Annotated in this window: 10 protein-coding genes; 9 read left to right on the top strand and 1 reads right to left on the bottom strand. The window is 73.4% G+C overall.

What is annotated here, in order from left to right; all coding sequences use genetic code 11:
* Positions 1–43 precede the first annotated feature (43 nt).
* Positions 44–580, top strand: a complete 537-nt coding sequence (locus tag ACQEVZ_RS48280; protein WP_433381330.1) for an ABATE domain-containing protein — start codon at positions 44–46, stop codon at positions 578–580.
* Positions 581–751: 171 nt separating this feature from the next.
* A complete protein-coding gene (locus ACQEVZ_RS48275) occupies positions 752–1,945 on the top strand; it encodes an ROK family transcriptional regulator (protein ID WP_433381327.1) in 1,194 nt (397 codons plus the stop codon).
* Between the two features lie 9 nt (positions 1,946–1,954).
* On the opposite strand, the gene ACQEVZ_RS48270 is transcribed toward ACQEVZ_RS48275, so the two are convergent.
* The gene (locus ACQEVZ_RS48270; RefSeq protein WP_433381324.1) at positions 1,955–3,214 is read right to left on the bottom strand and encodes an enolase C-terminal domain-like protein; all 1,260 of its coding nucleotides are present in this window, start codon (positions 3,212–3,214) and stop codon (positions 1,955–1,957) included.
* A gap of 82 nt (positions 3,215–3,296) precedes the next feature.
* Between ACQEVZ_RS48270 and ACQEVZ_RS48265 the strand changes: the two genes are divergently transcribed.
* The 7 genes from ACQEVZ_RS48265 to ACQEVZ_RS48235 are packed head-to-tail and all read left to right on the top strand — an operon-like array spanning position 3,297 to position 12,794.
* Positions 3,297–4,673 (top strand): ABC transporter substrate-binding protein, encoded by a 1,377-nt coding sequence (locus ACQEVZ_RS48265; protein ID WP_433381321.1) that lies wholly within the window; start codon positions 3,297–3,299, stop codon positions 4,671–4,673.
* A gap of 5 nt (positions 4,674–4,678) precedes the next feature.
* Positions 4,679–5,596, top strand: a complete 918-nt coding sequence (locus tag ACQEVZ_RS48260) for a carbohydrate ABC transporter permease (RefSeq protein WP_433381318.1) — start codon at positions 4,679–4,681, stop codon at positions 5,594–5,596.
* Positions 5,593–6,423 (top strand): carbohydrate ABC transporter permease, encoded by an 831-nt coding sequence (locus ACQEVZ_RS48255; protein WP_433381315.1) that lies wholly within the window; start codon positions 5,593–5,595, stop codon positions 6,421–6,423. Before ACQEVZ_RS48260 ends, ACQEVZ_RS48255 begins: the two co-directional genes overlap by 4 nt.
* Positions 6,420–10,280, top strand: a complete 3,861-nt coding sequence (locus ACQEVZ_RS48250; RefSeq protein ID WP_433381312.1) for a glycosyl hydrolase family 28-related protein — start codon at positions 6,420–6,422, stop codon at positions 10,278–10,280. The genes ACQEVZ_RS48255 and ACQEVZ_RS48250 overlap by 4 nt, the downstream gene beginning before the upstream one ends.
* Complete coding sequence (locus ACQEVZ_RS48245; RefSeq protein ID WP_433381309.1) at positions 10,277–11,104, top strand: NAD-dependent epimerase/dehydratase family protein; 828 nt, start codon at positions 10,277–10,279, stop codon at positions 11,102–11,104. Before ACQEVZ_RS48250 ends, ACQEVZ_RS48245 begins: the two co-directional genes overlap by 4 nt.
* Positions 11,101–11,718, top strand: a complete 618-nt coding sequence (locus tag ACQEVZ_RS48240; protein WP_344500140.1) for a ThuA domain-containing protein — start codon at positions 11,101–11,103, stop codon at positions 11,716–11,718. The genes ACQEVZ_RS48245 and ACQEVZ_RS48240 overlap by 4 nt, the downstream gene beginning before the upstream one ends.
* Positions 11,703–12,794 carry a Gfo/Idh/MocA family protein gene (locus ACQEVZ_RS48235; protein WP_433381305.1) on the top strand — a complete coding sequence of 364 codons (1,092 nt, stop codon included), beginning with the start codon at positions 11,703–11,705 and terminating at the stop codon, positions 12,792–12,794. The genes ACQEVZ_RS48240 and ACQEVZ_RS48235 overlap by 16 nt, the downstream gene beginning before the upstream one ends.
* Positions 12,795–12,870 lie beyond the last annotated feature (76 nt).

Genomic DNA, 12,870 nt, shown 5'->3' with positions numbered 1-12,870 from the left:
GACGGTAACAGCATCGTCTTACCGTCAGCATAGAATATTCCGCATGCACGACGAGGAGCTGCCGATCCTGGGCACCGAGCCGCTGGTGGTGGAGTTCGTCAACACGCTGCACGGCGGCGAGGACTTCCTCGGCACGGCCGAGCTGTCCAGGCTGTGGTTCACCACCGCCGGCGCGCGACCGGCGCGCGACACGGCCGCCGCCAGGGAGCTACGCGACAGCATCCATGCGCTCTTCACGGCGGCGGTCACCGGCACCGCACCACCCGCCGCCGCGATCGCGCACGTGAACGCGGCCGCGGCGCAGGCGCCGACGTACCCGCACCTGACCCGGCAGCCCACCGGCGAGCTGGTGGCGGACGACCGGGGCGCCGCGACCGGCGACGCGGCGCTGCTCGGCGCCCTGGCAGCCGCCTGCGCCGGACTGCTCACCGACGGCCGGGCCCGCCTGCTGCGCCGTTGCGAGACCCCGGACTGCTGCCTGTTCTTCGTGCAGCACCACCCGCGCCGCCGGTACTGCCACGAGTCCTGCGCCCACCGCGACCGGCAGGCCAGGTACTACCGCCGCCGCGCCCCGTCCTGAAGCCGCTGCCCGGACGGCGTGCCGCAAGCCCGCAGCGACGCCACGGCCGGGAGGACCGCGCCCGTCGCCCGGGCGGGGCGATAGCCTGGCGCCGGGCACCGGCGACGGTCGATGTTAGGCTAAATCAATTCGATGGATAAATTCCTCCGGGCGGGCGAGCAGAGGATGGCGATGGGCAGACAGTTGCCGATGCGGCGCGGCACCAACCTGCCGCGCATGGGCGACTTCAACGAGTCGGTGGTGCTCGACGCGATCCGCCGGGTGCCCGAGGGACTCAGCCGGGTCGAGCTGATCGAGTCGACCGGCCTGTCGGCGCAGACGGTGTCGAACATCTGCCGGCGGCTGCTGGACTCGGGGCTGGCCCACGAGGCCGGCACGCGGGTCACGGGCAGCGGCAAGCCGCGCCGGTTGCTGCAGGTCAACGCCGAGGCGCGGTACGCGGTCGGGGTGCACCTCGACCCGGCCGTCGTGACGATGGTCGTGCTCGACCTGCTGGGCCGGGTGGTGGCCCGCGCGCAGCGGCCGACGCCGCCGGCCGCGGATCCGGATCACACCCTCGCGGAGATGGGCGACTCGATCAACGCCCTGATGGCCGAGTCCGGGGTGGCCCGGGAAGCGATGCTCGGGCTGGGCATCGCCGCCCCGGGCCCGGTCGACGTGGCGGCGGGGCTGGTCATCGCGCCGCCCGAGCTGGTCGGCTGGGGGCGGGTGCCGCTGCGCGACCATCTCGCCGGGGCGACCGGGCTGCCGGTGCTGCTCGACAAGGACGTGATCGCCGCCGCCGTCGCCGAGCGCTGGGCGGGCGCGGCCACCGGCACCGGCAACTTCCTGTTCTTCTACCTGGGCACCGGGTCCGGCATGGGGCTCGTCGTCGACGACGTGGTGCTGCGCGGACTGTCCGGCAACGCCGGCGAGGTCGGCGGGCTGTACGCCGCCTGCACCACGAACGCCCTGGTCGCCGAGGCGATCGAGGAGGGTGTGCTCGGGCCGGAGTCCAAGCCGGCCGGGCCGCGGGACGCCGAGCAGAGCCTGCGCGCGCTGTGCCGGCAGGCCAAGGCCGGCAACCGGACCGCCGGTGAGATCATCGACCGCTGGGCGGTGCGGGTCGGCCGGGGGGTGAGCGCCGCGGCGACGCTGGTGGACGCGGAGATGATCGTGTTCGGCGGGCCGATCTGGCCACTGCTGGCCGACCGGTTCATGGCGATCGTCCCCGGCATCGTGGAGAGCTCGCCGTTCGTGGAGCGCATCCATCCGACGGTGGTGACGACGACCGGGCTGGGCATCGACGTCGGTGCGATCGGCGCCGCCTGCCTGGTGCTGGAGCAGTTCCTCTCCGCCCAGCCCCATTCGTTGCTGCTCGGCTGAGAACGGCGGTCAGGGGCGTTCTGCGGCGCCGTCGACGCCCCGGACGAGGGCCCAGCGGTCGTGCCGCAGCGGCGGGGGAGCGGGGTGGTGGCGCGCCGCCGACTCGTCGAAGTCGACGCCCAGGCCGGGGGACTCCGACGGGTACAGGACCCCGCCGACCGGCATCGGAGCGCCCGGGAACACCTCGAGGGTGGCGTCGTGGAACCGGGCCGCCTCCTGCACGCCGAACGCGGGCGTCGACACGTCGAGGGCGACGTTGGCGGCCTGCGCGACCGGGCTCACGTCGCCCGGGCCGTGCGGGGCGATCCGGGCCCCGAACAGCTCGCACGCCGCGGTGAGCTTGCGCGCCGGGGTCAGGCCGCCGAGGGTCGGGATGCGCAGCCGCACGAAGTCGATCGCCCGCGCGGTCAGCAGCGGCAGGAACTGCCCGACGTCGTCGAACAGCTCGCCGACGGCGAGCGGCACCGAGCCGGCTGAGCCGGCGGCGAGCCGCGGGAAGTGGTCGCTGTCCTCGGGGGCGAGGGCGTCCTCGAGGAAGAACAGCCGCGCGCCGGCGAGCGCGGCGACCAGCCGGACCGCCTGGGCCGGGGTGAGCCGCTCGTGCGCGTCGTGCAGCAGCTCGACGCCGTCGCCGACCCGCCGGCGGACCTCGGCCAGGGCGGGCGGGACGTGCCGCAGGTACGCCAGGGGGTCCCACGCGCTGCCGGTGGACGCGGTGCCGTAGTTCTGCACGCCGGGCACCGCGACCTGGACCCGGACGTGCCGGTAGCCGGCCTCGGCGGCCGCGAGGACGTCCTCGGCGATGCGGGCCGGGTCGTCGCCGTCGACGTGGGTGTAGGCCGCGGCGCCGTGCCGTGCCCGGCCGCCGAGCAGCGAGTACAGCGGCAGGCCGGCCGCCTTGGCCTTGATGTCCCACAGCGCGACGTCGACGGCGCCGAGGGCGTTGCCGGCGATCGAGCCGCCCCGCCAGTAGCCGGCGTTGCGCAGCAGGCGGTGGATGTCCTCGATGTCGCCGGCGTCGCGGCCGAGCAGCAGCGGGCCGAGGTAGTCGTCGAGGACGGACCGCACCGCCAGGGTCCGCTGCGGGTCGCTGGCGCAGCCCAGTCCGTACAGGCCGGGCTGGTTCGTCTCGACCCGGACGATCAGGTACGGGCAGCCCTGTGGCCCGCACAGGAAGGTGCGGACCCGGGTGATCCGGGCGGCGTCCGCCGGGGCGGGCCAGGGCGCCGCAGCGATGAGTTTCGAAGGATCGTACCGAAGTTCGTCCATGGATTGACAGAGTACATCAATTCGATTTACGTTCTCGGCAAGTGGCGCCCGTCGATGGCGCCCCAGACGCGAAGGCCGCGCGATGACACCCCCACGAAGCGCGTGGCGGCCGGCTCTGGCCGCCCTGATAACCCTGGCCCTCGCCGCGACGGGCACCGCCGCGTGCGGCGGCGACGACACGTCCGGCGGCGGCAAGACGCTGACGATGTGGACGTTCAAGCAGTCGCACGTCAAGGCGCTGCAGAAGGTCGCCGACTCCTTCGCCAAGGAGTCCGGCATCACCGTGAAGGTCGAGGCCTACGGCCCCGACGAAGCGTTCGTCACCAAGGTGCAGGCCGCCGCGCAGACCAAGAACCTGCCCGACCTGCTCGAGGTGCACACCAACGGCGACGACCTCGCGTTCGGCGCCCCCGGCCTGCTCACCGACCTCGCCAAGGACGTCGACGACGCATGGCTGGCCGGCTACCTGCCGGCGGTCCGCCAGGACGGCGTCGTCACCGAGCAGTACTACAAGCAGTCCCTCGCCCAGGACGCCAAGACCCACGGGATCAAGCTCGGCCAGCGCTTCAGCGTCCCGCTGACCGTCGGCACGTTCGGCATCGTCTACGCCAACAAGCAGCGCCTCGCCGACGCCGGCGTCACCGGCGCCCCGGCCACCTGGGAGGAGTTCATCGCCGCCCTGGGCAAGGTCAAGGCGAAGTACCCCGACAACGGCGGCGTGAGCATCGGGTTGAAGTCGCCGACGACCGGGCTGGAATGGTTCCTGCAGCCCATGGCGTACGGCATGCTCGGCGCCGACAAGTTCCACGCCCTGTTCGGCAAGGACAAGGCCGGCACGTTCTCCTCCCCGGCCGGCGTGCAGGCGCTGCAGACCTACGGGCAGGTCCAGCCGTACTGGCACCCGGGCACCCAGAGCCTCGACATCGACGCCGCCGACCTCGCCTTCGCGCAGGGCAAGTCCACATTCGACATCGGCGGGACGTTCACCCTGGCGTTCCTGGCCCAGAACGGCATGGACGCCGGCAACGTCATTACGTTCCCGGTGCCGGTGCCGGCCGCCGGTGCCATCAAGAACATGACCCTCGCCCCGTTCACGCTCACCGGTGTGTCGGTCTCCTCGACCACGAAGAACCGGGCCGGCGCCATCCAGTGGCTGAAGTACCTCGCCAAGGCCGACGTGTCCGCCACGTTCGCCAAGGAGGCCCTCGACGTCCCGCCGACCGACCTCGGCGCCGACCCGGCCGCCGCCGTCGGCCCCGCCCTGGGCGCGATGATCAAGGCGTTCGGCTCCGGCCCGTCGGCGTACAACCCGGGCGACACCTCCTACCGGCCCAACAGCTACGACGGCCCCACGGTCGCCTCGGCGCTGATGGACTACACGCCGCTGGCGAAGAAGTCGGCGGAGCAGGCCGGCGCCGAGATGACGAAGGTCATCGACTCCTACTGGGCCAAGCAGTAATGACGGTGGCGAGTCAACCGAAGAGGCGGGCCCCGGGCGAGGCGGTCTGGGGCTACGCCTTCGTCCTGCCCGCCATCGGCCTGTTCCTGGTGATGGGCGTCTACACCATCGTCTACGGCTTCTCGCTGAGCTTCGCCACCTGGAACGGCTTCCAGCCGCACTGGATCTGGGTCGGCCTGCAGAACTACGCCGACCTGCTGTGGGCCAGCCCCCGCTACGCACCACGGGTGCACCAGGCCGCCCTCAACACGTTCTGGGTGATGCTGACCGTGCCGGTGCTCACCGTCGTGGTCAGCTTCCCCCTCGCCGTGCTGCTCAACTCGGTGCGCCGGCTGCGCACGCTGCTGCGCTCCGTGTACTTCGTGCCGCAGGTGACCGCCGGCATCGCCGTGTACTTCGCATGGCAGTACGTGCTGCAACCCGACGGCGCCGTCAACGCGCTGCTCGGCGCGCTCGGCCTCGGCAGCCTGCGCCAGCCGCAGGGGTTCCTGGGCAACCCGGACACCGCGCTGCCCACGCTGATCGTCATCACCGTGTGGTCGGCCGTGCCGGTGTCGATGATGCTGTACCTCGCGGGCCTGCAGGCGGTCGACCCGGCCCTGACGGAGGCGGCGCAGATCGACGGGGCCGGACCGTGGCGGGTCACCCGCGACATCGTGTGGCCGCTGGTGCGCCCCATCACCGCGATCGTCGTCCTGCTGGCGTTGCGCGACTCGCTGCAGGGCTTCCAGACGTTCCTCATCATGACCAACGGCGGGCCCGGCAACCACACCAACGTGCTCGGCCTGGAGACCTACCGGCTCGCGTTCCTCTCCCAGCTCGACCCGACGCTCGGCCTGTCCAGCGCGCTGGGCTGGATGCTGTTCGTCGCCGCGCTCGTCCTCGCCGCGGTCAACCTGCGCGTGATGCGGCGGGCGACATGACCGCCGTACGGAGCTGGACCGCGCGGATCATTGTCGGTGCGCTGCTGGTGCTGTACGCCGCGATCAGCCTCTACCCGTTCCTGTGGATGGTCTCGGCCGCGTTCAAGGACCAGTACGAGGTCGTCGCCGGCGGGCACCTGATCCCGCACCGCCCGACGCTGCGCACGATCGTCGACACCTGGCAGGAGCTGCACTTCTTCGACTACTTCCTCAACAGCATCAAGGTCACCGCGCTGACCGTGGTGCTGGTCCTGGCCATCTACGCCGCCGCCGGCTACGCGTTCGCGGTGCTGCGGTTCCCCGGCCGCACCGCGCTGTACCGGATGTTCATGGCGTTGCTGTTCGTCCCCGGCGTCGCCGTCCTGCTGCCGATCGTGCTGCTGGAGAACCGGCTCGGGCTGCTCGGCGGCCACTGGGGCCTGATCCTGCCGTTCGTCAACGGCTCGGCCCCGCTGGCCGTCCTCATGCTCACCAACGCCTTCGAGGCGGTCCCGGCCGAGCTGCGCGAGGCCGCCCGCGTCGACGGCGCCGGCGAGCTGCGCATCTTCGGCACCATCTACCTTCCGCTGGCCCGGCCGGTGCTCATCACCATCGCCGTGCTGACCGCGATCCCGACGTGGAACGAGTACCTGCTCACCCGCGTCTCGCTCAACGACCCCGACACGTACACGCTGCCGATCGCCCTGCAGAACCTGCAGTCGGGCGCGGTGCAGCACTACAACGTGCTCATGGCCGGCGCGCTGATCGTGGTCATCCCGGTGATCCTGCTGTTCGCCGCCGCGCAGCGGTACGTCGTCAACGGCCTCATGGGAGCGGTGAAGGCATGACATCCCGCAGACTTCTGTTCCTCGTCCTGCTCGTCGTGGCGCTCGTCGCCCCCGGCACCGCCGCGGCCGCCGGACCAGGGCCGGTCATGTACCCGCGCGGGGTCGGCGCCGACCTGGGCCCGGTCCCGAGCACGCTGGGGCTGTCCGTGCGCGCGGGCGACGCCGCGACCGGGCTTCGCACCGGCACCCTTGACGGCAAGGGCTACTGGCAGACGCAGGTGGCCGCGGGCACCACGTACCTCGGGCTGACCGCCGACACCGGCTACGCCGCGTCCGTCGCGGGCGACAGCCTGGTCGTGGTCGTCACCTACCACGACGACGGGACCGGCGCCCTGACCCTGCGCACCGCGGCCGGGCAGACGACGACGGTCGCCGAGCTCGCCGGCACCGGCACGTGGAAGCTCGCCGCCATCGGGCTCGCCGGCGCCGACCTCGCCGCCGGTGAGCTGCGGCTCGGCGGCGCCGCCGACATCACCGTTTCCCAGGTGCGGATCACCGCGAGCGGGCCGCAGGCGGTCCTCGGCCCCACGGCGTCGGACACCGGGCTGTCGGCCCGGGCCGGCGACAACGAGGCGGGGCTCGTCACCGGCACGGCCGCCGGCCGCGGCTTCTGGCGGACCAACGCCGCCGCGCCCGCGCCGGGCACCAACTATGTGTACCTCAACGTCGCCGACGGCTACGCCTACGACACCCGCGACATCGTCCTCGTCAGCGTCGACTATCTCGACGCCGGCAGCGGCACGCTGTACCTGCACTACGACTCGCCCGGCGAGAGCCTGCCCGACCGGTTCAAGCCGTCGGCGGCCGTCACGTACGGCGACACCGGGCAGTGGCGCACCCACGACTTCGTCCTCGACGACGCCGTGCTCACCAACCGCACCAACGGCGCCGACCTCCGCATCACCCACGACGGGTCCCCGGTCGAGCTCACCATCGCCGCGGTGCGGGTCACCGTCGTGCCGCGGCAGCTGGACGCGAAAGCGGGGCTGCGCGACCTCGTCACCGCCGCCGACCTCGCCCACTACGCGGCGCGCGAAGGCAGTCGCGACGGGCAGTTCCCGGCCGGCGCCAAGGCCACCCTCGCCGCCGCGATCGGCCGCGCCCGGGCCGTCCACGACGACGCCGCGGCGACCGAGGAGCGGATCCGCGCCGCGCTGCGGGACCTGTACGACGTCCTCGGGGCGTTCCGCTCGTCCGCGGTCGACACCGACCTCGCCCGCGCCGCGCTGCTCACCGCGAGCGCCACCGCCGCCGGGTCGGCGCCCGGCAACGCCAACGACGGCGATCCCGGCACCGTGTGGACCAGCGGCGGCACCGGCGCGTGGCTGCGTGCCGACCTCGGCGCGGCCCGCCCGGTCGACGAGGTGTTCGTCCGGTGGGGCGGCGCGTTCTCTCCCGACTACCGCGTCGAGCTGTCCACCGACGGCGTGCGGTATACCGAGGCCGGGCACAACGGCGGCCAGGCGGTGCGCACCCGCTTCGCCGAGACGAGCGCGCGGTATGTGCGGCTGAGCGTCGCCGCGTACGCCGCCGGGCTCGACCACGTCGACGTCGCCGCGTTCGAGATCCGTGACCGGCGCACGGTGACGCCGTCGCCGCGGCTCGTCGACACCCGCTTCCCGACCGGGGACGTCGTCGTCGCCGACTTCGACGCGACCGCGTACGGCGCGGACGGCACCGGCCGCCGCGACGCCACCGCCGCCCTGCAGGCGGCGCTCTGGGACTGCTACGACGCCGGCGGCGGGACCGTCTGGCTGCCCGCGGGCACCTACCGGGTCACCGGCACGGTCGAGGTGCCGGCGTTCTGCACCCTGCGCGGTGACCGCCGCGACCCCGACAGCGGCGGCGGCTCCTACGGCACCGTCGTCAGCGCCGACCTGCCGTCCGGGGACGCCGGCCCGGTGCTGTTCCGCATCGGCGGCAGCGCCGGCGTCGTCGGGCTCACCACCTACTACCCGCGGCAGAACGCGACCGCCCCGGTGCACTACAACTTCACCTTCGAGATCCCCGGCAGCGCCTGGAAGGGCGCCTCGGGCGCCGACGAGAACTACATGATGAGCACCGTCGCCGAGGTGACGATGCTCAACTCGTTCCGCGGCATCGGCATCAGCACCATGCGCGACGAACGCGGCCGCCCACCCGGCAACGGCCAGACCCACGAGTCGGCGACCGTCCGCGACGTCCGCGGCACCGTGCTCTACCGCGGCGTCGAGGCGTACAACGGCGCGGATGTCGGCACCTGGGAGGACGTCCGGTTCAGCAACGCCTACTGGGCGCAGGCCCCGGCCGCGTACCAGCCGCCGGCGCGCTCCACAGTGGACGCCTGGACCCGGGCCAACGGCACCGGGTTCGTCCTCGGCGACCTCGAGTGGGACCAGTTCACCGGCCTCGCCGCAGCCGAATACCGCATCGGCATCCACGTCGTGGCCGGGCTGCGGGCCGAGTTCACCGGCGTGTTCGACCGGGTGCGCATCGAGCGGACCGGCGTCGCGCTGCAGGTCGACAGGTTCGACGAGCGGTGGGGCCTGGCCATCGCCGGCGGTCAGCTGCGCGGCGACGAAGCGGCCGTGGTCAACAACGGCGGCGGCTACGTGAAGCTCACCGGCACGCAGGTGAGCGGCGCCGTCCGCGGGACCGTGCACCAGATGGACGGCGCGCTGCCGGACGACGACGGCAGCCGCACCGCCACCCGCCCGGCGCGACGGGTGCTGGTCCAGGCGGACGCGCCGCACGGCAACGGCTACCTGCCCGCCGCGGACGCCACCCCGGCGATCCAGCGGGCCCTGGACAAGGCCGGTCGTGGTGGCGGCGTGGTCTACCTGCCCGCCGGCTGGTACCACCTCGCCGGGCGCCTCAGCGTGCCCGCCGGGGTCCAGCTGCTCGGTGCCTCGCCGGTGCCCAACCGCGACGAGGACGGCCGCAGCGGCGGCACCGTGCTCTGGGCCTTCGCCGGCCGGGGCAGCGCCACAGCCGACACCGACCCGGCCGCGATCACGCTACGGGGTGACCGGGCCGGTGTCGCCGGGCTGCGCGTGTTCCACCCGGAGAACAACCCCGCGGCGCCCGGCGGCCTGGTGCCCTACCCGTACGTCGTGCGTGGCCTCGGCGACAGCACCTATGCGGTCAACCTCGGCCTGCCCAACGCCTGGAACGCGCTCGACATGACCGGCGACCGGTTCCTCGTGCGGAAGATCAAGGGCACGTTCGTGCGGCACGGCGTCACCGCCCGCGGCGCCGACGGGCACGTCGAGGGCGTGCTGTCCAACGGCAACACGTTCGTGCGGACCGGCTTCGCGGTGCCCCGCTGGGTGCTGGGCGCCGACCTGTTCCCGCAGGTCATCGACGCCTGGACGCGCACCAACGCCGACCTGGTGACGGTCGACGGCGCCCGCCGGCTGACCGTCGCGGGTGCGTTCGGCTACGGTCTGCACAACGGCCTCGTGGTGAAGTCCGGTGACGTGCGGGTGGTCAACCTCGGCACCGACAACCTCGGCGGCGACGGCCACACCGTGCGGGTCGACGGCGGGCGGGCGAGCGTCGTGAATCTCATGCGGTACAACGGCGCGACGAGCCAGGGCGCCGTGACGCTGTACAACGTCATGGTCATCAACATCGTCGAGCACGAGGTGACGGCCGTCCCGGACGGCGCCGGCACCGTCCGGCTCACCGGGAACGCGACCCGCCCCGGTCATTACGAGCCGGGAACCGTGGTCACCGCGGTGGCGCGGCCGGCCAGGGGCTTCCGGTTCACCGGCTGGAGCGCCGGGGGAGTCGTGGTGTCGACGGCGGCCACCTATCCGTTCACCGTCACCGCCCCGGTCGCGCTGACCGCCACGTTCGTCGCGGACGCCACGTGAAGATCCTCGTGACCGGCGCCGCCGGGATGCTCGGCCGCGCGGTTGTGGCCGGTCTGCTGGCCAGTGGGCACTCGGTGCGCGCTCACGACCGCACCCCGCCACCGGCCGGCATCGCCGACGACACCGTCACCGGGGACCTGCGCGACACCAGCCTGGACGGGCTCGTGGCCGGGATCGACGCGGTGGTGCACGCGGCCGCGATCCCGGCCCCGGTCGAGCCCGACGTGTTCGACAACAACGTCGGCTCCGCGTACCACCTCCTCGAGGCGGCGGCGACCGCCGGCGTGCGGCGCATCGTGTACGTTTCCAGCCTCTCCGCCGTCGGCCTGGCCTGGTCGGGGCGCGGCGCCTCGCCGGTGCGGCTGCCGCTGACCGAGGACCACCCGTACGTCGGCGACGACCCCTACGGCCTGTCGAAGCGGGTCGGCGAGCTCGTCACCGCGACGGTCAGCAACCGGTGCCGCATCCCCGCGGTCAGCCTGCGCCTGCCGTTCATCGGCACCGGCGCCCGGCTGCGCCACCACCTCGACCACGTGGCCGCCGACCTCGGCGGCCACCGCGGTGACCTGTGGAGCTGGCTCGACACCCGCGACGCCGTATCCGCGGTCGCCGCCGCCCTCACCGCGCCGCTGGAGGGGCACGCCGTGGTGAACGTGGCCGCGCCCGACACCACGGCGACCTTGCCGACGGCGCGGCTGCTGGCGGAGTATCACCCTTCAGCCATGCTCGCCGAGACGCTGGAGGGATACGCCGTGCCCGTCTCCACCCACCTGTGCCGGGAACTGCTCGGCTTCACGCCCGTGCACACCTGGCGGAGCTCGTGAGTACCGTCGTCGTGGTCCGCGGCGGCTGGGAGGGGCACCGCCCCGTCGAGGCCACCGACCGTTACGTGACCAGGCTGCGCCAGCTCGGGCACGAGGTCGTCACGTCCGGGACCCTCGACACGTACCTCGATGCCGACCTGCTGCGCCGCGCCGACCTCGTCGTGCACTGCTGGACGATGGGCACGGCCACCGGCGAGCAGGTCGCCGGACTGGCCGCCGCCGTGCGGGCCGGCACCGGACTCGCCGGCTGGCACGGCGGCATCATCGACTCGTTCCGCGGCTCGCCGGACTACCAGCGCATCACCGGCGGCCAGTTCGTGCACCACCCGGCCGAGTTCGTCACGTACGACGTCACCCCGATCGGCACCCACCCGGTCGTGGCCGGCATCCCGCCGTTCACGGTGCACACCGAGCGGTACCAGGTGCACGTCGACCCGGCGATCGAGGTCCACGCCGTCACCGTCGTCGACTCCGTCGCGGTGCCGGTCGTGTGGACGACCCGCTTCGGCGCCGGCCGTGTCTTCGTCACCACCGTCGGCCACGAGCTCAAGGACCTCGAGGTCCCCGAGCACGACGAGATCATCATGCGGGGGCTGGCATGGGCGAGCCGTTGAGGGTCGGCATCGTCGGCGCTGGGAAGATCAGCCGGCAGTACGCCACCACCCTGGCCCGGCTGCCCGGCGTCGCCCTGACGCGGGTCGCGGACCTCGCCGCCGACCGGGCGAGCGCCCTGGCCGCGGATTTCGCCGGTGTACAGGCGGTGTCGGTATCCGACCTGATGGCCGACGACGCCGTCGACCTCGTGCTCAACCTCACCGTGCCCCGGGCGCACGCCGAGGTGGCGCTGGCCGCGCTCGCCGCCGGCAAGCACGTCTACGGCGAGAAGCCCCTCGCCGCCACCACGCTCGAAGGGCGGGCGATCCTCGACGCGGCGCGCGCCGCCGGTCGCACCGTCGGCTGCGCACCCGACACCGTGCTCGGCACCGGCGTCCAGACCGCCCGTGCCGCGCTGGACGCGGGCGAGATCGGGGTCCCGGTCGCCGCGACCGCCTTCATGGTCACGCCCGGCCACGAACGCTGGCACCCCGACCCGGAGTTCTACTACGAGCCCGGCGGCGGCCCCCTGATGGACATGGGCCCGTACTACCTCACCGCGCTGGTCACCCTGCTCGGCCCGGTCCGTCGCGTCACCGGCCTGGCCTCGACCCCGCGCGCGACCCGCACGATCGGCGACGGCCCCCGCGCCGGGACCGTGTTCCCGGTGCGCGTCCCGACCCACCAGACCGGCGTGCTGGAGCACGCCGGCGGCGCGCTGACCACCATCATGATGAGCTTCGACGTGTGGGCCGGCCGGCTGCCGCGCATCGAGGTGTACGGCACCGACGGCACCCTGAGCGTCCCCGACCCCAACCACTTCGACGGCCCGGTGGAGGTGTTCACGTCGGCCTCGGCCTCGGGAGACGGTTGGACGCGCCTGCCGGAGCGGGCCGGCTACCGCGACGCGGGACGCGGCACCGGCGTGGCCGATCTCGCCGAGGCGCTGCGCTCCGGCGCGCCGCCCCGCGCGAACGGCGAGCTCGCCTACCACGTCCTGGACGTCATGGAGTGTCTGCACACGGCGGCCGAGACCGGCGCCGCGGTGACGGTCCGCAGCACGTGCGAGGTTCCGGCGCCGGTCCCGCTCGCCTGACGCCGGCGGCCTGCATGCGGTGCCCCGCACCGTCGTGACGGTGCGGGGCACCGGGGATCGTGCTGTCCGGGACGGT

It is taken from the genome of Dactylosporangium sp. CA-152071 (genome assembly GCF_050936335.1).
GTDB classification, from domain to species: domain Bacteria; phylum Actinomycetota; class Actinomycetes; order Mycobacteriales; family Micromonosporaceae; genus Dactylosporangium; species Dactylosporangium maewongense.
This window is presented reverse-complemented; position numbering and strand designations above follow the sequence as displayed.

Coding starts and splice junctions, on each gene's coding strand:
- ACQEVZ_RS48235 (WP_433381305.1), top strand. CDS start 11,703: ATGGGCGAGCCGTTGAGGGTCGGCATCGTCGGCGCTGGGAAGATCAGC.
- ACQEVZ_RS48250 (WP_433381312.1), top strand. CDS start 6,420: ATGACATCCCGCAGACTTCTGTTCCTCGTCCTGCTCGTCGTGGCGCTC.
- ACQEVZ_RS48265 (WP_433381321.1), top strand. CDS start 3,297: ATGACACCCCCACGAAGCGCGTGGCGGCCGGCTCTGGCCGCCCTGATA.
- ACQEVZ_RS48275 (WP_433381327.1), top strand. CDS start 752: ATGGGCAGACAGTTGCCGATGCGGCGCGGCACCAACCTGCCGCGCATG.
- ACQEVZ_RS48255 (WP_433381315.1), top strand. CDS start 5,593: ATGACCGCCGTACGGAGCTGGACCGCGCGGATCATTGTCGGTGCGCTG.
- ACQEVZ_RS48270 (WP_433381324.1), bottom strand. CDS start 3,214: ATGGACGAACTTCGGTACGATCCTTCGAAACTCATCGCTGCGGCGCCC.
- ACQEVZ_RS48280 (WP_433381330.1), top strand. CDS start 44: ATGCACGACGAGGAGCTGCCGATCCTGGGCACCGAGCCGCTGGTGGTG.